At 40.8% G+C, this 22422-nt stretch carries 20 protein-coding genes; 11 read left to right on the top strand and 9 right to left on the bottom strand.

All coding sequences use genetic code 11. From position 1 onward, the window contains the following. Positions 1–676: 676 nt before the first annotated feature. The gene (locus Q8W26_RS12140; RefSeq protein ID WP_101212350.1) at positions 677–2683 is read right to left on the bottom strand and encodes a hypothetical protein; all 2007 of its coding nucleotides are present in this window, start codon (positions 2681–2683) and stop codon (positions 677–679) included. Positions 2684–2869: 186 nt separating this feature from the next. Next, positions 2870–3508: a glutathione S-transferase family protein gene (locus Q8W26_RS12145; protein WP_101212348.1), complete on the bottom strand. Its 639-nt coding sequence runs from the start codon at positions 3506–3508 to the stop codon at positions 2870–2872. Between the two features lie 344 nt (positions 3509–3852). On the opposite strand from Q8W26_RS12145, the gene Q8W26_RS12150 reads away from it, so the two are divergent. Next, on the top strand, positions 3853–5922 hold the full coding sequence (locus Q8W26_RS12150; protein ID WP_101212346.1) for a S9 family peptidase: 2070 nt from the start codon (positions 3853–3855) through the stop codon (positions 5920–5922). 218 nt (positions 5923–6140) lie between these two features. Beyond that, complete coding sequence (locus Q8W26_RS12155; protein ID WP_305473514.1) at positions 6141–6389, top strand: DUF2182 domain-containing protein; 249 nt, start codon at positions 6141–6143, stop codon at positions 6387–6389. 160 nt (positions 6390–6549) lie between these two features. Here Q8W26_RS12155 and Q8W26_RS12160 read toward each other — a convergent pair whose 3' ends face one another. Further along, positions 6550–6837, bottom strand: a complete 288-nt coding sequence (locus Q8W26_RS12160) for a transcriptional regulator (RefSeq protein WP_101212342.1) — start codon at positions 6835–6837, stop codon at positions 6550–6552. Beyond that, complete coding sequence (locus tag Q8W26_RS12165; protein WP_101212340.1) at positions 6834–7316, bottom strand: hypothetical protein; 483 nt, start codon at positions 7314–7316, stop codon at positions 6834–6836. Before Q8W26_RS12165 ends, Q8W26_RS12160 begins: the two co-directional genes overlap by 4 nt. A gap of 223 nt (positions 7317–7539) precedes the next feature. Here Q8W26_RS12165 and Q8W26_RS12170 point away from each other — a divergent pair, with 223 nt between their 5' ends. The 3 genes from Q8W26_RS12170 to Q8W26_RS12180 all read left to right on the top strand — a co-directional run bounded on the left by Q8W26_RS12170 (position 7540) and on the right by Q8W26_RS12180 (position 9741). Then, positions 7540–8013 (top strand): hypothetical protein, encoded by a 474-nt coding sequence (locus Q8W26_RS12170; RefSeq protein ID WP_101212338.1) that lies wholly within the window; start codon positions 7540–7542, stop codon positions 8011–8013. An 86-nt stretch (positions 8014–8099) separates the two neighbouring features. Beyond that, positions 8100–8963 carry a DUF692 domain-containing protein gene (locus Q8W26_RS12175; protein ID WP_101212336.1) on the top strand — a complete coding sequence of 288 codons (864 nt, stop codon included), beginning with the start codon at positions 8100–8102 and terminating at the stop codon, positions 8961–8963. Further along, positions 8956–9741, top strand: a complete 786-nt coding sequence (locus Q8W26_RS12180; RefSeq protein ID WP_101212333.1) for a DNA-binding domain-containing protein — start codon at positions 8956–8958, stop codon at positions 9739–9741. The genes Q8W26_RS12175 and Q8W26_RS12180 overlap by 8 nt, the downstream gene beginning before the upstream one ends. A gap of 186 nt (positions 9742–9927) precedes the next feature. On the opposite strand, the gene Q8W26_RS12185 is transcribed toward Q8W26_RS12180, so the two are convergent. Beyond that, a complete protein-coding gene (locus Q8W26_RS12185; RefSeq protein WP_101212331.1) occupies positions 9928–10500 on the bottom strand; it encodes a hypothetical protein in 573 nt (190 codons plus the stop codon). A gap of 308 nt (positions 10501–10808) precedes the next feature. Further along, positions 10809–12110, bottom strand: a complete 1302-nt coding sequence (gene nagP, locus Q8W26_RS12190; protein WP_101212329.1) for an N-acetylglucosamine MFS transporter NagP — start codon at positions 12108–12110, stop codon at positions 10809–10811. Positions 12111–12465: 355 nt separating this feature from the next. On the opposite strand from nagP, the gene Q8W26_RS12195 reads away from it, so the two are divergent. The 6 genes from Q8W26_RS12195 (at position 12466) to Q8W26_RS12220 (ending at position 18890) form a co-directional block, all read left to right on the top strand. Further along, positions 12466–13152 carry an ABC transporter ATP-binding protein gene (locus Q8W26_RS12195; RefSeq protein WP_101212327.1) on the top strand — a complete coding sequence of 229 codons (687 nt, stop codon included), beginning with the start codon at positions 12466–12468 and terminating at the stop codon, positions 13150–13152. Next, positions 13146–15014 carry an ABC transporter permease gene (locus Q8W26_RS12200; RefSeq protein WP_305473519.1) on the top strand — a complete coding sequence of 623 codons (1869 nt, stop codon included), beginning with the start codon at positions 13146–13148 and terminating at the stop codon, positions 15012–15014. Before Q8W26_RS12195 ends, Q8W26_RS12200 begins: the two co-directional genes overlap by 7 nt. 53 nt (positions 15015–15067) lie before the next feature. Beyond that, positions 15068–15625 carry an FtsX-like permease family protein gene (locus Q8W26_RS12205; RefSeq protein ID WP_305473521.1) on the top strand — a complete coding sequence of 186 codons (558 nt, stop codon included), beginning with the start codon at positions 15068–15070 and terminating at the stop codon, positions 15623–15625. 62 nt (positions 15626–15687) lie between these two features. Beyond that, positions 15688–16815, top strand: coding sequence for a type 1 glutamine amidotransferase domain-containing protein (locus Q8W26_RS12210; RefSeq protein WP_101212325.1), 1128 nt, complete (start codon positions 15688–15690; stop codon positions 16813–16815). A gap of 88 nt (positions 16816–16903) precedes the next feature. Further along, a complete protein-coding gene (locus Q8W26_RS12215; RefSeq protein WP_101212323.1) occupies positions 16904–17596 on the top strand; it encodes a response regulator transcription factor in 693 nt (230 codons plus the stop codon). Between the two features lie 13 nt (positions 17597–17609). After that, positions 17610–18890 carry a HAMP domain-containing sensor histidine kinase gene (locus tag Q8W26_RS12220; RefSeq protein WP_101212321.1) on the top strand — a complete coding sequence of 427 codons (1281 nt, stop codon included), beginning with the start codon at positions 17610–17612 and terminating at the stop codon, positions 18888–18890. A gap of 193 nt (positions 18891–19083) precedes the next feature. On the opposite strand, the gene Q8W26_RS12225 is transcribed toward Q8W26_RS12220, so the two are convergent. From Q8W26_RS12225 to Q8W26_RS12235, 3 genes are all read right to left on the bottom strand, one after another. Further along, the gene (locus Q8W26_RS12225) at positions 19084–20169 is read right to left on the bottom strand and encodes a DUF418 domain-containing protein (protein WP_101212318.1); all 1086 of its coding nucleotides are present in this window, start codon (positions 20167–20169) and stop codon (positions 19084–19086) included. Positions 20170–20341: 172 nt separating this feature from the next. Continuing rightward, a complete protein-coding gene (locus Q8W26_RS12230) occupies positions 20342–21622 on the bottom strand; it encodes an ATP-binding protein (protein ID WP_101212316.1) in 1281 nt (426 codons plus the stop codon). 13 nt (positions 21623–21635) lie between these two features. Beyond that, positions 21636–22364 carry a response regulator transcription factor gene (locus Q8W26_RS12235; RefSeq protein WP_305473525.1) on the bottom strand — a complete coding sequence of 243 codons (729 nt, stop codon included), beginning with the start codon at positions 22362–22364 and terminating at the stop codon, positions 21636–21638. Positions 22365–22422: the final 58 nt, after the last annotated feature.

Consider the following 22422-nt stretch of genomic DNA (forward strand, 5'->3'; position numbering starts at 1 on the left):
ACAGCAGAGAAACAAACACAGCTGCAGAGAAGCAAAAGTACAATATATCGCTTAATCATGACGTGACTTCTCAACATTAAAACGTCCCAAGTAATTAAAACTTAATTATAAAACAAGTTGTAGCTGCTAAGAATAGTTTATTATCTATTTATAATAGTGTTTTTTTTCGTTGTGAATTAGGAAGTAGTCTTCAGGTATAATATTGTCAGTATGAGTGTTTTGAAAATTTCGGTGTTTTAGTTAAGTAATCACTAAGCACTTTTACTGCTCTAGGATATCCCCTTTCTCACTCTATAAAAAATTGTAAAACTCTAGGGGGATTACTAGTATCTCGTCCATTACAATAGCTACTTTCCGGTAATACGAACGGCTAAAGGAGCACAACAAGTTGTTGATATGGGGCGTTCGCAAACGATACCATCGCAGTCGGCATTTCAAGCTGTCCTAATGGTAGGATCAATTAAACATTCTCGAATAAAATCTGGCGAGAGTAATGTAATTATCTAGCAAACTCTTCAGTGATAGAACTGTCCAAAGCGCCAAAACTTGGCTTAGCTTGATAAAAAATCAGTAGTCAACATAGTCTACTGATTTTTCATGATCACCTTCCGTCGACAACCATTTACTTAGCTGTTGATCATTCGACCGAAGGCAATCTTTTCCGTGAAAACGCTTATCACCTAATAAGGAAAACTTTTTCACCGGTCACTTCTTCGCCACCAGCAAGATTATAGCTATATGTGACTTTAATACTGTTTTCTGATGAAGATGTGTGATCATTTAAACGAATAGAATGAATATACTCTAGATAGCTCTTCGCATAGTTTTCAGCCGTACCTGAGTAAACATGAAAATACTGATTCTGTTCACTACGATCAACAAATATATTTTCGGCACTCGAAGACGCTAAAGTAATCGCTTTCTCTAAACCATAAGGTGAACCGTCATGCACAGGGGTATAGGATTCTGACTGAGCGCTCTTAACACCATTACGAGTCGACTCGGTTATCGTCATTGTTAAATTATAAAGCGAATCAATTGATTTCGGAAATACAAATCTGATAGGGTTTTCACCATGAGAAAAGCCCATCTCACCAGCAGTATTTGTAGCGTGCGTTAGTTGGCCGTTGGTTGAGTAATTAAAATTATCGACAAAGACATCATCAATAGAAAACACTGCCTGCGATGGCGCTTTTAAAGAAAAATCATCTTGAGCAAGATCCTTTCGAACATTAAAGATAGCGTCATTGATGTAACCGAGCGATAATTTATATTCTTCACCAGCAATCATTGGGGCACTTGGTGTTACTGTAAGGAAGGTATCATTGAGCCCTAAGTTGCTCGTTGCTTCAACTTCGACTTCATTAAAACTTACTCTCGTCGTTCCATTTGGAGTACTATCATCGGCAACAGCGTTTCCTGGAATAATAGAAAGTTTATCGACCTGCGAAAGTAACACTGAATCAGATAAAAGCTCAATTGGCGATGAATAAAATAATTTAAAACTATCAGTCAAATAGTTTAATCGTTCTGTTTTAGCGACGACTGAAAGCGTTGAAATATTAAAATTTATTTCTGGTTTTATGACTATGTCAACCACACCATCTTTTTCATAAACATCATACGAGTTATGATAGTTTGAGTACACTCTATAAAAGCCATCATCCTGAAGGTCTAGGCTTGTTCGCAAACTTTTATAGTTGATTCCATTGGCAATAAAAGCTGGTAAGGTAATAGAAAAGTAATTACTCGATTTTGCAACTGCTACATATTGCTGTGTGTCTGTATCAAAGACAAAATTTTCCCTTGCACTATTTGTACTGTCAGTAGTATTTACAAAAAAATCGAGGTCATTAAGAGATTCTAAGTCATCATTAAGTACACTTACTCTTATCTCAAGCTCACGCAAGCCAGCTTTTTCATTCGTGTAAATAGTCTGTTCTTTGTCTAAGTTTACACTGTCAAAGCGTACTTTATTACGCCCCGGGTAATACGGGTCCATTGGGTTAGCCAATGCATGATCTGCAATCCCATCTTTATCCAAGTCAAGATTGAACTCTAGTACTAAACCAAACCCTTTTGCAGCGAGAATGGTATATAAGCCAGTATCGGGGTTGACAGTCGCTTCTTGTTTGTATGAATTTAACTCTGCAAATAAGCTATGGGCGTCAGCGTTAACTGAGATATCAGCACTTACCGTTGCATTGGTTAACAACTCCCCTGACTGTTCATCTGCAACCTTAAATGTAAACTCTTCAGCTTCGTATAACTCAATTTGACCTAATGCTTGCTGAAAACTCTGATTAGCCCCTGCATTTAATGTGCGGCCGTAGTATGCCCGTTCCAGGTAATTACTTTCACCTGTAATAACGACAACAAACTCTGTGTAAGGTGGCAATTGGGGGACCGTGAAATGACCATCTGTCGTCGTGACTTCCGGATACCATGTCGACCCAGCCTTAACCTTAATTGTTGCAGCCATACCGTCTGCACTTCCAGCGGTGACAATTTGGCCATACAGCGACACTAAACCTTGCTCTGCTTTTTGTTGGTTTTGCAAGATTTCGTTTTGTGCTCGTAGCTCTTCAACTAGAGCATCATTACTATTGTCTTCAACTTCAAGACAAGCCGTTAATGCTAAACACGTGGTAACTGCAACAGCAACTTTGGTAAACTTAAACATCGATAAATTCCTTTTATATTATTATCGTTAATCAAAATCCAGCGCGATAATAGTATAAAAAGAGTAAAGGGTCTAATTTATTTCTCTTTTTAATTAGTAAGTTAAAAAATATAATCGCCCTTTCTCACATTGTAAGTGTATTAAATCGAGCGATTAAAGTCGGGGCTAATGCTAAGGAAACACTAATTAACTAAACATTTTCGTTTCAATGCCCATTTGTTGTTGAACTATTTCAAGCTCAAGAATCCGGTCTGCATAAGCTGACAGTTTTGGCCATTGATTCACATCTATATCAAAGTCTGCGTGGAACAAGTTTATTAAATTGGCTGCAACAGCTAGATCTGCAATGCTAAATAGCTCATCAATCACCCAGCTAGTAGTCAGCTGAGATTCAATATAGTTGAGTGCTTGCGGAATAACTTTTTCAATCAATTCTTTTACTCGCTCAGGGTCGGTTTGGTGCTCAAAGAATTTAGGACCAATAACACGCTGATAATAAAGAGCGGCGGTTGCTTCCATCATTTTAGTGTCAGCATACTCTTCTATCCATAATGCTTTAGCGAGTTGGTTTGCATTGTCGGGATAGAGTTTATGGTCTGTAGTTGTCTTTTCTAAGTACGCGATGATAACGGATGAATCACAAAATGAAAAACCATCATCGGTTCGATACCCAGGTACCTTGCCAAACGGGCTAGCTTGACGAAACTCTTCATCCTCACTACCGGGCATCGTGACTTTTAATTCATAATTCACCTGTTTAAAGGCGTGAGCCAACATCACTTTTCGAACATATGGTGATGCTGGAACACCGTAAATAATCGCCATAGTAATCTCCTTGATAAAGTAATAACAATAGATCGTCCGTTGTTAATACAATCCAAGCTAAACCAGCCTTCAACTTTTGTCTAGTCTTAAATTGCTGTAAAAACACCCAATCAGATTTAACCTAACATTGAACAACTATACAAACTTATCTAACAAGTCATTATTTTATCTATAAAAGAGATGCCCGAACTTTGTTAAAAGCTTTATTCCAATATCGTTTAACACTAGACAATAGGTTATATGCTGGTTAGGATCGGTGGGCTATTCCAATATCGCTAAAAGTCTATTAATCAAAAGTGGGATTAGCGCTATTGGAATAAAAATAATTTGGAGTAAGAGATTACATGAATAACAAAATTAAACACGTTAAGCATGCCTTAGCTGTGGCGGTTGGTTTGTTGAGCTTTTCTGCATCAGCAACTAACATTTTAACTGCTGAAGAAGTTGCAACGATTCAACAAGTGAGCAGCGCTCAAGTTAGCCCAGATGGCGAAAGTGTTGCATTTGTTCGCTCTGTGCCGCGTAAATTATACCTTGATAAAGATGGGTTAAACTGGGGCGAATTACATTTAGTCGATGATAAAGGTGTTGAGCGCCCTTACATTACAGGTGAAGTAAACGTTCGAAAAGTGCAGTGGTCAGCTGACAGCTCACTTATTTATTTCCTAGCAAAAATGAAAGGCGATAAATTCACTTCGCTTTATCAAATCCCTTTTAATGGCGGCCAAGCGAGTAAAGTTATCTCTCTTAAAGGTACTAGCATCTCAAGCTACGCATTAAGTGAAGATAACAAGAAAATTGCTATTTTAGCGAAGCCAGCTAAAGATAAATCTATCAAAGAATTAAAGAAACTTGGTTTTAAAGCTGAAGTTTATGAAGAAGATTTAACTAATCAACAATTATACGTTGTTGATTTAAAAGCAGCTGACAAGCCACTAACACCAGAAGCTTGGAACATTGACACATACGTTTCTGACGTTCAATGGTCACCTAAAGGCAACAGCTTATTAGTTAAAACACAACCAACAGCGCTCATTGATGACAAATACATGAAGTCACAATGGCATATTGTTGATGCATCTAGCCAAGAGAAATTAACATCGTTTGTTACTGAAGGTAAATTAGGTGCAGCTGAGTTTTCTCACGATGGTCGTTACGTAGCTATTCACGGTGCTGAAGACAAGCACGACCCTGCCACAGGTCGTCTATTTTTAGGTGATACAAAGACCGGCGAAGTGACTGATTGGTTACCGAACCACTTAGGTCATGTTGCTGATTTTGAATGGGCCAATGACGAAAACAAATTGTACTTAGTGACTAACGTTAACGCTCAGTCAATTGTTGCAACGATCAAGCCTGGTAAAAAGAAATTCAAAGAAGTCGTACGTGCGGGTAAATTCATCGCAAGTAACTTAAGTATTTCTGATTCAGATAAAACTATTGCAATTAAAGCACATACTTCACAGCATCCAACTGAAGTTTATATGCTTCGCGGTCGTAGCCACAAACAAACACGTTTAACTGACTCTAACGAATGGTTAAATGATGAAGTACTGGCTAAGCAAGAAGAAATTACGCTTAAAGCACGTGATGGCGTCGAGATCGGTGGTGTATTAGTTTACCCAATCGATTACAAAAAAGGTCAACGCTACCCACTGATTATGTCAGTGCATGGTGGTCCTGAAAGCCATGACAAAGACGGTTGGGTAACAAACTACTCTCGTCCGGGTCAAATGGCTGCGACACAAGGTTACGCTGTATTCTATCCAAACTACCGTGGTAGTACCGGTAAAGGCGTAGACTACTCTAAGCTTGGTCAAAACGATTACGCTGGTAAAGAATTCGACGATCTAGTTGATTTTAAAGAGCACCTTGTTGACATGGGCTTAGTTGATACTAAGCGTGTTGGTATTACTGGTGGTTCTTACGGTGGTTATGCATCGGCTTGGGCTGCAACTAAACTTACTAAGCACTTTGCAACAAGTGTAATGTTTGTTGGTGTAACTAACCAATTATCAAAATTCGGTACTACGGATATTTCAAACGAAATGCATCTAGTACACGCTCGTTCTTACCCTTGGGATAAATGGCAATGGTACCTAGAACGCAGCCCTATCTACTGGGCTGGTCAGTCAGAGACACCGCTATTAATTATGCACGGTAAAGACGACCCACGTGTTCACCCTGCACAATCAATGGAGCTATACCGCTACATGAAAGTGCAAGGTAAAGATGTACGTCTAGTTTACTACCCAGGCGAAGGCCATGGTAACAAGCGTGTAGCAGCAAAATACGATTACACTATCCGTATGATGCGCTGGATGGATCATTACCTGAAAAATGGTGGTAAAGAAATGCCAACATTTGAAATTGACCATAAAGGTAATTTAGAAGCAGCTAAAAAAGACAAGTAATTCTTTTTTACGTCGACAAGCCCTTATCACCTTGGTGATAAGGGCTTTTTTATACGCTAATATCTCAATCTTTGTCAGTCCGGCAGGCTTTTAGCCAGGATTTCACTTTACTGCTAACACTCCCCCAAACCAAACAACGAGATCCTGAATAAAACACTTTCAGGATGACGATAAAGAAATGCCTCCTCCTCATTAACACACTTTATGGACACGATGAGATGATAGGTGTGATGCTCCCCTCTGCAACCTCGATCACGCTATTTATCAGTAGACTATCGCCTAAAGACAAGCCTACATATAACCCTGCCCACTATTTTTTTGTCGGTTATTTATTCATGTGCCTGTTATTTTCAGCGGCTATCACTTTGTGTCAGTGGGGGTTGCATCATGCTGCACTGTTATTTGCGATGATGGTCAATAATAACCAATATTTTACCGGGGCTTTACTGATGGGCGCAGGGTTATAGCAATGGTCATCGCTATTTGTCACTGGCGTGATGAGCATAACAGCCATCATCATTCTAACCTTCTGGGTTATATTAGAAAAAACGCTGCCATGGGCAGCGTTTAGTAAGGTGACAGGCGCTATTTTATTCGCGTTCGGGCTAGCTTATCTTATTTAGCCCCTTACATCTCTCCAACAATTTGTTTCAGCGCTAGAACATGGCCACGAAAGGCGCTGCGGCCTAATGTTGATAGCTGTAACCATGTATACACTCGACCATTTTGTTGACGCTTTTCGACAATGACATAACCTACTTCCTCCAGTTGCTTTATCTGCTTAGATAAGACGGAGTCACTCACTTCAAGGTGATCTTTAACCGCTTTAAATTCCATCGCAGAAGTTGCTTCTAGCAGCGCACAAACTTTTAAACGGTTTGGTGCATGGATTAATGGATCAAATCCTTCGCTCATTCGCCCTCTCCTTGCTTCTCAACCCAACGGCCTGTTGGATGATAATACATTATATACAATAAAAACACGGCATTAATCAGTGCGGCAACGTAGCTTGGCCACTCAATGCCTTGTTTAAATAAAAGCTGTGAGCCGATCATCATGATAATCACAAACACCGCTTGCAACGCGCCAAAAATTCGGTCCGCTGTCGTTTTTGGACAAAGTTGCATGGCCACGCCATGTTTTCGTAAAGACTTGACCCATAAAAATAAAGTCACCACTAAACCGATTGCTGAGCTAAACATCAGTAATCGCCAGCCATCGCTTGCCATGCCTAATGAAATCGCCAATGTTTCTAATCCGATTAAAAATGCCGCCACTAGCGCAAGGCCAATCGGAGGACGACAAGTCTTGATTAAATTGCTATTTGTTTTTTCTAATGCGGCGAGTGCTGACTTTGCTTCCGCTGCTGAAATTGATTTATCTGGTATGGTCATTTTTTTCGCTTCCTTAGTTTCCATGTTGGAAACTAATGTAATACAGACTTTCCAACATGGCAAGTTACTATTTTCCATAACGGAAAGTCTAGACCAGTAGCGAGTTATTACTACAATTTTAAAAAAAGCGATTACACTAAACTAGTAAGCTTTTTATTTAGCGGTGAAAGTTTTTATCGCTTAATCGGTCTATATGATAGAACCTAACAAAAGGAATACCTCAATGAGCTCACAATTAAAGACAAAAATTGGTGGTGCGACCCTTGCTATGGCTGCAGCGACCCTAATGGGCTGCCAAGCCACTACAGAAACAACTGCAAATAACGCCGCCTCGAAAGCAGCTAGTAGTACAGTCGAACTCGTACATTGCTACGGTGTAAACACCTGTAAAGGGCATAACGACTGTAAAACGGCAAGTAATGGTTGCAAAGGTATGGCAAGCTGTAAAGGTCACGGTTTCGTCGCTATGCCAAGTCAAGCCTGTATGGACGTCGGTGGCAACATTAAAGATAACTGGATAGGAAAAACAACCAAAGTCGATTTAGTACATTGTTACGGCGTTAATATCTGTAAAGGCCATAATGATTGCAAAACAGCAACCAACGCATGTAAAGGCATGGCATCATGTCAAGGGCTAGGTTTTGTCGCAACAACCGCCGCTTCATGTAAGGATATTGGTGGTAATACTGACGCCTAGTACATTCACCACCCACATTAATGGAGTTATTAGCATAATATAAGTACTCTCGTTTTCTTATATTATGCTTATTATCGGTAACGACTATGACGCATCATGATCACTTTTTAGGTTTTGGTTTGGGCCTTCGAACACAACACTTCGAAGATGTATTATCGAGCAAGCCCAAGGTTGACTGGTTCGAAATAATCTCCGAAAATTTTATGGTTGACGGTGGTAAGCCTCGCTATTATTTAGACGCTATCGCGGAACAATACCCTATTGTGATGCATGGTGTATCAATGTCAGTAGGCAGCGTAACCCCGCTTGATCAGCAATATCTAACCAACTTAAAAAAGTTGATTAGCCATGTAAAGCCCCGTTGGATTTCCGATCATTTGTGCTTTAGCCAAGCGGGCAATGTCAATAGTCATGATCTGTTACCTATGCCTTATACCGAAGAGGCTATCGACCATATTGCAGCGCGTATACGGCAAGTTCAAGACACTCTTGGCCAACAGATGCTACTCGAAAATGTTTCCAGCTATTTAACCTATCAAAGCTCTGAATTGTCAGAATGGGATTTTTACAACGAAGTGTGCCAACGCGCCGATTGCTACATGCTGCTTGATATCAACAATATCTACGTTAGCGCACGTAATCATCAATTTAACGCTTTAGATTACCTAAATGCCATCGATAAAACTCGTGTTCGACAAATCCACCTCGCTGGCCATCAGGACTACGGCGACTATGTGATTGACACGCATGACCACCCTATCTGTGACCCAGTTTGGTCACTTTATGAAAGCGCTGTTCAACGCTTAGGGAAGGTCAGCACGATGATAGAGCGTGACGATAATATCCCTTCTCTCAATGAGTTAGTTAATGAACTTGATATGGCTAGAAAAATTGCGGCGAAACACATCCCTAGCTTAGCGCTCTCTGATAAGGAAATCATCAATGCCTGACTTAGCATTAATCCAGCAACAATTTTTAGATTACTTACAAGGAAAGAGTAATTCATTTTCTGACAACGTCATAAACCAGCCACCTGTGACAATAGATACCCGCCTTGGTATTTATAAAAATGCTTATAAAATGCGCCTTCGTGAAACAATTGATAACGATCATCCGCAACTTGGTAAATATTTAGGCGATGAACTGTATGATGCGCTTGTGGATGGTTATGTAGCCACTTACCCGTCCAAGGTTAGATCGCTGCGTCACTTTTGTCACAACATCCCTCAATATTTAGCCACACAGCGACCATTTTCATCACACCCAATATTAACTGATTTAGCAAAGTTCGAACGAACCCTTTTAGATGCATTTGACGCCGCAGATAAGCCGGTAGCCAAAATGGACGCTTTGTCGAACATTGAAATTGATCGGTGGCCTGATATAAAACTCACTTTTCATCCCAGTTGTAGATTGTTCACTCAGCTCACCAATGCTGTTGAGTCATGGCAAGCATTAAAAACTGATACAGCTCCCCCTCCAGCACAAGATTACCCGCTTGGAGTTTTCTGGTTAGTGTGGCGTAACGAGCAACGTTTGACAGAGTTCGCCAATATTGACCCTATCAGCCAAGTGTTATGGCAAAGTTTTAACGATGGCAATGACTTTAGCCATGCTTGTGAATTATTAACCGACTATTGTCATGAAGAGCAGGTTCCTGTTGAAGCACTTAAACGTCTGCAATTTTGGATTAACAATGACATGGTTAGTCACATTAGTACTGATTAATCTGTACTCTATTGATAACCCTTCCCTATTGGTAAGCTGACTCAAGATAAATGCTGTTGTTATGGCAACATTACCTTAATCACACAATCTCCCTGCGAGTTCAATGGTCAGTAACATTACCCCCCAAAAGTTAAAAAAAGCACAGCTTAAAGCCATGAGTGAACTGGGAAAAAGCTACCGAGGTCATTACTTCTCTGTCGGGCAAAACATCATCCGCAAGCCAGAACCTGCTGTAAATAGTACTCCCTGGGATTTTAAAAAGGCATTTTGTACATGGTAAGCTTCTTGTTCCGAATGTTTTAAACGTGAACAATCACCAAACATTTCATCATCGGTACGTTTTTCATTTTGCAGCGCGTGCATAAATTCATGCACTAAAAAGGAGGCTGAAATTTCTTCCTCTATCGGAACCAAACTGCTGAGTAATAAAATCCTTTTTGCCTGAGTATCATAGGCTCCCATCAAATTTCGACAGTTTTCAGGATCTGTAGGACAAATCTCAGAGCTCATGAAGTGGTTGGATACAATGTAGATAGGCAGGTGTGTTGGACTGTGGCTATCGTAAATCGATTCGATACCAGACAATTTCTGAGCCTGTTGCCACAACCAATCTATAGTCTCTTGTTGATCAAGTGTTTGTCCATATTCATAGATTGGTCGGTTAAAGGCTGAACTTGTTTGATGATGAAACAAGCTGAGTACAATAAAGACAACAACACAGCCTTTAAGGTAAGTGGATTTTCGCCCTAGGTTAAACATCGGGATAATTGACCAGCAAAGTCACATCCCTTAGACAAATTATCGTTATTAAATACGCCAAACGCTCTACGACCAACAACCTTGCAAGGGTGCAAAGTACTGTTTAACTTTCTCAAACGTTTAAGTTGTTTCGCCCCCATTCACTGCTCCAAAATCAACCTTTATACTAAAGTATAGTCCATCTGTTCAAATATGCGATGATCTCATTGAAAAGCTGGCTTTGAAGTGAGAACCTCCATATATAATAAAAAAGCCCCGCTAGCGTTAACTAACGGGGCCTAATATTTCTTTATGAAATAAGCCTTAACTTATTTCCAACTTCTCATTTTATGACCTTTAAGTGCATAGAATAAGATGAATAAGTAACTTGGGATCATCACTGCGTAAGCACCTTGAGCGCCCAAACCAGCAACATTACCTAAACCGATAAGCAATGGGCCTAATGCACCACCAGCAATACCCATGATTAATAAACCAGAAGCAGTACCAGTTAAACGACCTAGACCAGCAAGCGCTAGTGGCCAAATTGCAGGCCATACCATCGCATTAGCAAAACCAAGTAGAGCAATACACAGTAATGGGTCTGGTAATTGTGGACCACCAAATGGTACTAAGACTAAGTTAGCGATGACAAATGAATCATTTGAACCCAATATAACAGCCGCCACTGTAACAAGTCCGGCAATACCAGACATTACTAAAGCATTTTGTTGTGACATGTATTTAGGGATCAAAGCAATACCAATGGCATAACCAATTAACATACACGCCATTGTGTATGAGGTCATGACAGAATAATCCGCAATTCCAATCGCTAAAGCGTATGAACCGATTGTATCGGCTGCAATAACTTCTACCGCTACATAAAGCGCGATACCGATTACACCTAATACTAAGTGTGGATGTGATAATGCTTCTTTAATTTCACCTTTACCACTGCTCTCACCTTCATCAAATACTAGGTCAGGTAGTGGTGAAAATTTAGCAAATAAAGCAAATACAAAAATCAAACCAGCAATCGCAATGTAAGGTAAAATTAAGCTATTTGCCATCGCATCTTTTTGCGCTTGCGATAATTGCTCTCCGTCAGCAACCACACCGCTTACTACAACAGCAGCAAAAGCGATTGGTACAATAACACCAGCAAACTTGTTTAATAAGCCCATGATACAAACACGTACCGCAGCAGATTTCTCTGAGCCCATCTTAACCACATACGGGTTTACCGCTGTTTGTAAAACCGTTTGACCAACACCAATGAGCAATTGTGCAAATAAGAAAATTTCAATCATCTGCATTTTAGCAGCTGGGATGTATAGCAAAGCGGAGGCAGCCATAATAGTACAACCAATTGCCATACCATTTTTATAGCCGACACGCTTAATCAACATCGCAGAAGGAATACCAGCGATAGTTACCGCGATATAAAACGATGAAATAATAAAAGAGGCTTGCAGTGGTGTTAATTCAAGCATCTGTTGTAAAAAGGGAGTAATGGCACCGTTAAGCCAAGTGATACACCCTAAAATAAAGAACATCGAGCCGGCTAATACCATAGGTAGCCATATACTATGTTGTGGTTTTTGTTCGATTTCCGCTGTCGCTTCCATAAAATTCTTCTTGTGTTAGTTGTAGTTATTGTAACTATCTTAGTACTTAAAAACCGCTATTGAGCACTATATAGTCAGGCGCAATCAAACAAAAATGACAGCGCTATCATTTAACTTTACTTCAAATTAACAATTAATGCTAGGTTGAGCGAGTAACCAGATTAAAAGATAAGCTAAAAATGTTATCAAGTTAGCTTTACAAAACAGTCTATATATTTGATATTAAACTTATACCTGTCGCCGTCACGCATGCCTTTTACACTCTTAACCAAATTCATTACTTCACCGTTTCACATCTATTTCACACCTCGTCGATTAAATTAAACCATACATTGGATAATCACGAGTAAACACTATGCCCAGTTACATTGAGTTAAAAAACGCCAGCCAGTCCTTTCAAACCAACGATACCCAGGTCACTTTATTTAACAACCTCAATTTAACCGTTCACCAAGGTGAGTCATATGCTATCACTGGACCTTCTGGAGCAGGAAAATCGAGCTTGTTAACGCTGATATCAGGATTAGAGCAACCGTCAACGGGACATGGTGTTTATGTAAATGCGGGTCAAAGCAAAGCATTAAGTGAATTAAGAAGTGATATTGGTTTTATATTCCAACAATTTCATTTATTACCCGAGTTAACCGCATTAAACAATGTTGCGTTGCCGCTAAAACTTCGGGGCGATAAAGATGCGATAAAAAAAGCAACCGCTTGGCTAAGCAAGGTTGGACTAAATGATCGCATTAACCATAAACCAAGTGAGTTAAGTGGTGGTGAGCAACAACGCGTGGCCATAGCACGGGCCCTCGTTTTTCAGCCCAAGTTTATTTTTGCCGATGAACCTACTGGCAATTTAGACCAAAAGTGCGCCATCGAAATCGCCGATATTTTATTTACTTGTTGTCAAGAGAACAATGCCGCGCTAGTGGTCGTCACCCATAGTGACGCGTTAGCTAATCGGGCAACACATCAGTTTTCATTGATCGATGGCCAGTTCAACCAACAATCGAATCAAACGTTAGAGGTGGCTTCATGTTAATGAACAATGTAAAGCTTGCTTGGCATTTTTACCAACAAGAGTACCGTTTTTCCCACCAGCGATTATTGCGCTGGACTCAGGGCGCTTTAATGCTGTTTATTATCACGCTAAGCCAATCAAGCGCTAACATCCAAACCTATTTAAACGATAATTTACAAGGGCTACTCGGGGCTGATGCCGTGCTCAGTCAACAGCAAGCACTTACCGCAGAGCAGCATAATGACATAGCAAATCTATCTAGCAAAGTCGTTACCACCCAACAAGTAAAAACAACCCTGACCCATAATGGCCAATGGCAACTGGTCAAACTTAAAGCGGTTGGCCAGCAATACCCACTGCAAGGCGAATTGCTAACCTCCGCGAGTTTACAAGATAAGGGACAAGTCACCGCTTCAGGTCCACAGCAAGGCCATATTTGGCTCGATGCCAGATTGTTTGCCAGCTTATCAGTTGAGATGGGCGAGACCCTTCAAGTAGCCAATCAACAACTAATTGTTTCTCGGATTCTACAACATGAGCCGGATAGATTAATGGAAGGTCATACCGTTGACATGCGCGCCATGATTAATCAGCTTGATATGAAGCGCCTAAACTTTTCATCGGATTTGATTCACTTTCGTTACCTTATCGCTGCAAGTTCAGCGCAAATAGAGCAGCTTACAACATGGCAGCAACAGACATTACCTGCTGCAGAAATATTTCATAAACAGGGAAACCACCCTCTGTCACTGTTCTGGAAAAGAACAGAAAACTTCATGGGATTAGCCTCGATTATCTTATTTTTTATGGCTGCAATAGCCATTGAACAGCTCACTCAAGTTCACATGAAAAAAGATCAATACTTCTCAGCCATCTGCATGAGTCTTGGAGCTTCAAATACTACAGGAATTCAAGTGTCGCTGTTTAAATGGTTAATCAGCCTATTGTTATTAGTTCCAGTCGTATTGATATTATCAGCCCTATTCCACTGGCTAATCATTGATTGGTTAAGTGGAACATTTTCCGCGTTGCAATGGCAAATCAATTACCCATTAATAGCTAAGTCATTGACTGCATTGCTTGCTGTATTCGCTATCTTTCATGCCCCTGTGTGGCTGTCATTGAAAAATAACTCCGTTGCTAAGTTATTTAGCGGCGTTAACAAAGGTTTTAGCCACTGGTTTAGCAAACTAAGCAGTATCGCGGTTCTGACCGGGGTCACACTGACCTATTCTGATAATGGCTTATTAACCTTAATGATGGTGACAGCTACAGTGATCACCATTGCTCTAATGATTGTCATCAGTTGGAGTTCGTTAACCCTAGGGGAAAAATTAACCCAAAACATCTCAGGTTTAGTGCCCTTTTCGTTGTTCATGATGAAGCAACGCTTAATCAACAAAAGTACTCAGATATTAGGCGTTGGCCTATGCGCTTTTCTATTACTGTTTACCCTGATGCTATTAAAAGATCTTGGCCAAACAATGTCGTCTTACCAACGCCAGCACGACGGCAATGTCATGGTGTCTCAAGCGACACAGCCTCAAATGGAGTTTATTGAGCACTGGGCTAGTGATAAAGATATTGCCATACGTCAAACTAAGCCGTATATGCACGCAAAATTGATCGCAATCAACAACCAATCTTTAGCTGAGTTTACTGACAAACCTAGCGACAGTCTTGCCACCTTCAGTCGTTCTATTCGCTTACATTGGACTGATGCTATCCCGTTAAATAATCAAGTAGTTGATGGCACGTGGTGGGAGACTAACACTCCGAAGTGGCAACAAATATCAATAGAACAAGAAGTGATGACAGATTTGGGCTTGGTGCTCGGAGATTGGTTAACATTTTTTATTGGTCAACAACCAAGTTTCAGATAGTCGCTAGTCACGCGTTCAAACCGGGTGCAGGGTCTATTACCTTTTGGGTTCAGATGCCGCCTAGCGCGTTAAAGCACGTGCAGTCGCCACACTACAACATGGCGAGCATTGAACTCGATGACAAGCAATGGCCAACGCTCGCCACATTGTGGCAAAAATTCCCAACATTACGCATGATTTCACTAAAGGAAATGACAGAGCGATTTGACAGTATCCTAGCCATGATCACCAAAGTCATTAGCGGCTTCTCAGTGATGATTGTGATACTCGCAGCCATCGTCATTTTAGCTTCTATCAATGCGTTAGAGCCTAAGGAAAAGAAAAAGAATAGTATCATCATGAGTTTTGGTTTTACCCGCTCAACATGCCTTAAGTTAAATATCATTGAATGGCTAGTTACCGCGAGTATAACAGCGATGGGCGCTATATTAGGGACCTATATCGCGGGCTTATTAATCTACCAATCACAGTTTTCTTTAACCTATAAACCTGATCTTGTTTGGTTGATACTCACCCTATCACTCATTTTATCCTTGGTGACTAGCTTAGGTATTTATGCCAGTAGAAACAGCCTGCGCAGCTCAATTAAACAATTAATGGCTGAGACATAACCATTTCACATCTGTTTCACAACGACGTTGTCATCATGTGTGTAATTACTAGGAGGAAAGCAATGAAATACATTAAACAAACATTAACTAAACTGATGAGCTTATTGGTATTAATCACACTGTCGAGTCAGGTCGCAGCCTCTGTGACCGACAAGAAAGTGCTGATGGTTCTCAGTGGCTATGGTCAACAACAGGGAGAAGAAAAGCCCGGTTATGAATTTGACGAGTTTTCCAAAGCCTATACCGTTTTTAACACCAATGGCATTCGTGTCGATATTGCTAGTCCACAAGGCGGTAAAGTAGAAGCCGACAAGTTCGACGCAAAAAAGCCATTCAACGCAAAAGTGTTGGCCAATAAAGCGATAATGACCAAGTTAAATAATACCTTATCAATTAGAAACTTAGAGGCTAAAGCTTACGACGCCATCTTTATTGTTGGCGGTAAAGGAGCAATGTTTGACCTACCAAAGGACACAGCACTTCAATCATTAATTGCTGATATTTATCAACAACAAGGCACAGTTGCAGCCGTCTGTCACGGCCCAGCAGCATTAGTCGATGTTACGTTAAATGATGGTAGCTATTTAGTCGCAAATAAGGCGGTGAATGGTTTTACTAATCAGGAAGAAAACCTTTTTGGCAAAAAATGGATTAGCCAGTTTGATTTTATGTTGCAAGATAAATTAATCGAACGCGGCGCTAAGTTTCAATCAAGTGAGATTATGTTGAGTCATGTCGCTGTTGACGAGCGATTAATTACCGGACAAAACCCGGCTTCCACTGTCGGTGTTGCGACTGCATTAGTCAAAGCGTTAGGGCTAACACCTATTGCGAACGAACTGGATAAAGACGACCACACCTTAGCTATTATCGCTCAGTTTCTAGCCGGTGATAAATCAGCAATAACAACACTGGCAAATCACACTGAGCAATACCACCTACCACTGGTGGGTACCTATGGCTTTTATTACTTGAAAATAGCCGAAACCGATATTCAGTTGGAAAACGCATTGGCGTTAATGACGGTCGCACAAAAAGCTATCAACAATCCGGTGTTAGATTTAAAAATAGCGAAAACACAACATCACCTAGGTCACAAGCTGGCAGCTAAAGCGACATTGAATGAACTATTAGCCTCAAAACCTGATTACAAACCCGCATTAGACATGTTAAAGACAATATCCTTATAATGCGTTTAACATCCAGCGGAAACAGCCACTGTTTCCGCTTTTTCATCGTAATTGAGATAGAGCCAAATATAGAACTTTGGAAAATGATATGACCACTCAAGCAACCTCACTTAACATACTACTCGTTGAAGACCAACAAAGTATCGCGCAAAATATTTCAGATTACATGGAGCAAAAAGGACATCGCTTTGATTTTGCTAGCCAAGGTGAGCAAGGGCTTGAACTCGCGCTTGAGCATCATTTTGACTTAGTCATTTTAGATCTCAACCTACCTCAAATGGACGGTCTTGAAGTCTGCCATCACATCAGAAAATCATCGAGTCGCCATATTCCAATCTTAATGCTGACCGCCAGAGATAGCATTGAAGATAAAGTCTCAGGGTTTACCGCCGGAGCCGATGACTACTTAACCAAGCCATTTTCGTTACAAGAATTGGAAGTGCGCTGTTTAGCCCTATCACGACGCCACTTATTACAAACCTCTGACACCTTAGAGTTGGGACCATTAAGTATCGACAGGCAAAGAAAACAGGTCACTAGAGAGGGGAAATTACTCGAGTTACATGCGATGGGCGTGCGCATAATCACCGTATTAGCGGAGGCTTACCCGCAAGTGGTTAGTCGCTCAATGCTAACGCAGAAACTTTGGGGAGACCAACCCACGGAGTCAGATGCGATGCGCTCTCACATTTATCAATTACGCAATGTATTAGATAAACCGTTTACTTACCCGATATTAAAAACCGTACACGGTGTTGGTTTTACCTTAGACATTAAATAAATTGGACACAGAGATGAAAAACAACACACTAAAATTTCATAGTTTAAGTCGACGTATAGTTAGTCAGTTCTGTATTTTCACCCTGATATTATCGGCCTTTTATGGCTTCTTTTGTTTTATTTTTTTATACACGTTAGAAGACGCTTTTATCGAGCGAGAAATCACCCAAGAAGCGGCTTATTTATGTTCGGAATATCAGGCAACTAACCAATGGCCTAATGTACGTAACGCAAATATGGCGTTGTACTTTTCTAAAACAAACCTGCCTGCTGATTTAAAAAGCACTTTTATTGAAGAACCGAACAGAAGAGAGTTTTACGGTGACGAAGGACGCCACTATCACCTTTATTTATTTCCTGAGCACCCAGACGTTCATCTAGTGGCTGAGGTCAGTCAAAAATTATTAGTTCGCCCGGTTCGAGAAGGAATTGTCCAATTCTTTCTCGCCAGCGGCATCGTATTGACAATAATCGCGTTTTTTATTGCTTATACCCTGGGTCGAAAAACAGCACGGCCTTTAAAAGCACTCGCGGACTTGGTTGACGGCGTTGCACCTAAAAATATACCCAATACGTTTGCACATCAATTTCCCAATAATGAAATTGGCATTTTAGCTCGGACATTAGAAGACTCGATGCAGCAAATCAGTAAAACCCTTGAACGAGAAAAGTGCTTCACCCGAGACGCTAGTCATGAGTTAAGAACGCCCGTGGCCATCGTCAAAAATGCGGTAGAACTATATCAAGAAAAAAACCGAGGGAATGACAAAAACAACGACATTATCGCGCGCATTTCACAGGCGGCCATGCAAATGGAGCAAACCGTCAGCACCCTGCTCATTTTAGCCAGAGAAGAACAAGTATCGACAAATAAAGTGCAGATAAAACTATTACCCCTTGTTGAGCAGTCAATCATTGACCACAGCTATTTACTACAAGGGAAGCAAGTTGACGTACAAGTCTCTGAACGCTGTCACAGCGAGGTCTTAGCCCAAGCTGGAATGTTAAAAGTGCTGCTTGATAATTTAATCAGCAATGCGTTTCAATACACGGATAGCGGCGAAGTCAGCGTTGATGTTATTGACGAGAAATTAATTATTAAGAATACAGGGGCAGGAATCGAGCACGATATTTCAGCAACTATTACCGAGCCTGCGGTGAAAGGCAGCCAAAGCACAGGCTATGGTTTTGGCTTATCGATTGTCAAACGCTTATGCGAACACCAAGGCTGGGAGTTAAGTGTGTTAAACGACAAAGATACAACGATTGTTGTTTCATTTACTCCCCTCGCCTGACTTCAAAGCCCAAGCTTAACCGCACAATGTAAACAAACATGCCGAATAAACGAATGAGCAGCGATATTATATCGCGCTGCCATTCACTGATACTTGAACTTGTATCAGTGAATGATAAGTGATGAGTTGCAGAGGTTAAGCTAAAACAATGAGTACGCTATTAAAATTACAAGCCAGCACAAACATTAGCCAACTAAACGACGAGTTTTTTAAACATCCCTTCGAGTGGACCAGCGTTAAATCGTTTGAGCCACCACACACTAAACACCATACAACAACCAATAAAGACTAATGCTCCGACTAGTGAAATAGCGATCGATGGTTGCTCTAATATTCCCAATAACTCGAAGAGCCCTAAGCCGATAATAATATGTCCAACATAAATAGAGAGTGCTAAGCGCCCCGTTTTGGCTAGCCATTGCATAATGCGGCTATGTTTAGCGGATTGAGCTAACTGTAAACAACACACAAGAATAATGACGGCACTACAAGTCGCTGAAATGACATATTGTGGCATCGGCGGGATCATTGCACTGCTCAACACCAACAATAACTCTTCGCGCTCCGCTAGCGTCAACAAACCGCCAGGTTCGCTAACTAGCCCTCGCATTACAAGCAAACCAAACTCCAACACCGTAAACGTAGCTAAAGCAATCACCAACATTTTTTTCCTCAGCTGTTTATCCCACAAATTGAGACGTCCAAGAAACAGACCAAAAAGTAAAAATGAAAACCAAGGAAAAATTGGATGAAAGCCATTAAAAAACAACTGTTTAATAAAGCCGTCCACTGACCAAAAGTTAATGTAAGTTAAGCTAGGCCAATGCCAGCCTGCATCATAGTCAAACAGGCCAAGAAGCACTGGAAACAGCAAAAGGCACGAGACGCCACAAATGAGCAGTTGCTTGTTAGTTAAGGAAATGAATAACGCTGCGAGGATAAAGTAAGCACCATAAAGGTGTAAGATATCTGCGGGCCAGATAAGACTAAAACACAAGCCAAGCATTATTAATAGACCGCCCCGTTTGATTAAATGAAGACGCTTTTGTTTAATTAAATCGCTCTTACCTTCTCTCCGCGCGCGATTGGTAGAGATGGCGATGCCAATACCAGCCAATAACACAAATAACGCTGCGGCCCGGCCTTCGAAAATCCCCGTCAACCCCAATAAAAACGCACTGCCTGATTCTACCTCCATTGCAAGTTTATAGTTGACTATCACCATCATAATAATAGCCAACGCTCTGGCTAAATCTAATCCGATATATCTGTTTTCCATTGACGATTCCAATTACCAATTACTGTGATAACTAGATTACCTTCTTCATCACCATGCTTGTGTAAGCCATTGTAAGCTCGCCTATGACTCTGATGATAACGGCCTTTAAAAATGCTGATATTGATTAGTGTAAATAATACGTAGGAACGCAGCGACAACTAATCAGAGGTTGTTAGTGATTGTAGGCGTTAAATGCCACCATAAAACATGCGCCGCCTAACGGGCTATGCTTTATGGTGAGCTGTGTGTGATGCTTGTCTAAAATACATTTGACGATGGCTAACCCTAACCCAAAACCATCAGTGCTTCTGCTAGCGTCGAGCCTAACAAAAGGCTGAGTGATGTAATCATGTAGCTCGTCTTTTATACCAGGTCCATCGTCCTCAACAGCTAATAACAACTGCCGATTAACTTGGCTTACTGTCACTTTAATTTGACTATGTGCAAATTTAAACGCATTCATCATCAGGTTATCAACAGCACGGATTAATAGTTGCTCATTACCTTGGATAACCGCGGATTGTAACTCCACCGTAACCTTGATTGCGGGATATAAAACACTTAACTTCTTCAGACTATGATTAATGAGTGGAACGACGGCCACCTGCTGTAGCTCAATCATTGCTGGCTTACTACTAACCTGAGCATAGAACAGCCATTGATTGACCAGATCATCGAGTTCATCTAAATCTAGGTCCATATCCTGTAGTCTTGCTTGGTACTGCTGCAAATCTTGGCAATTTCGAGTCATATCTAATGCAAAACGTAATCGCGCAATCGGGGTTCGAAGATCATGAGTAACCCCATGCACCAAGGTGCGTTGTTCTTGTAATAACGCCTCTATCTGCTCAGCCATCTGATTGAACGTTTTCGCTAGTATCGCGTACGGTTGCGCTGTTTTACTTTCTGCTCGTATATTAAATGAGCCCTGTCCATACGCCTGATAGACTTTGGTTAGTCGAGTGACTTCTTTCTTATGTCGGTAGGTATAATAGAGAATAAACAACGCGATAAACGTTACAACTATCAATAAAAAACTCAGTAAATATTGTTGGAATAAGCCATGTTCACCGTAGTTTTTAGTCATCATTAAATAACAATCACAGCTAGGGTGGGAATAATATAAAGTAATCCTGTCAACAGCCCAGCCACTGCGGACCTCGGCAAAAACACCATTTTCTTGGAGCTGTTTTATTTGCTGTGCTGGCAATTGAATGTCAGCCAGCTTTTTTAACGAGAAATCATAACTAAAGCGATCAGCCCAATACAATAGACGTGCCTGTTGTTCTTGGTGTTCAAACACATCTTCAGACACCACTTGGTTAATGCCTCGGGTATAAGCTAACTCGTCTTGTTTGATGGCTTGAACATAGAGTGGATCGAGCACTAATGCGGCAAAAACAATTGCCGACACAATCGTCAGTGATAGATAACTCAACAAGTATCTAAACATAGCTATTCTACCTTTATTCTAGTACTAAAATATAACCCTTGGCGCGCACTGTTTTTATATATTTGTACGGTGGCTGACTGTCTTGAAGCTTTTTTCGCAAAGCGCTAATCCGCATATCTATCGACCGATCGAATCCATCATATGCTAAATTACGTACTTCGCCGATTAACACATCACGACTCAAAATCGTGTTGGGATAACGCATAAAATAGCTGAGTAGGTCAAACTCTGCGTCACTTAACTCAATTGGCTGCTCAGCAACGCTAACTTGTCGAGCATTTAGGTTAAGTTCAAGATCCTGCACTCGCAATGAATTGATCGCCGTTTCAGAAATGTTATTACTTTGATTAAGGCGAGAAAGAGCGCGGATACGAGCAAGTAAAATATGCGGGCGAACGGGCTTACAAATATAATCATGGACACCAAGATTAAGTGCAGAAACTTCTAAAAAGTCATTCTGTTGAGCCGTGATCATTATAATAATGCCGCTAAAGCTGCTATTGATAGACCTTAATACTTGTAAACCATCACAACCCGGAAGCATCATATCTAATAAAATAATGTCGGGCTTATTCTGGTTAATTTGCTCAATCGCCTGCAAGCCGTCATAGACACAACTCACTTGGTAGGATTGAGCACGCAACATCTCTGTCATCATCTGATTTAAACGTTGATCATCTTCAACGACTAAAATGTGGGCGTTAGTTAGGTGCATTTTTTCTATTAAACTTTTTGATCCCATTAAACCTTTTGATTCCATTAAGCAAAGCAATCGCATCCCATATATTGATAAATAGCCC

Origin of the sequence: Psychrobium sp. 1_MG-2023 (assembly GCF_030689115.1) — a bacterium.
GTDB lineage: Bacteria > Pseudomonadota > Gammaproteobacteria > Enterobacterales > Psychrobiaceae > Psychrobium.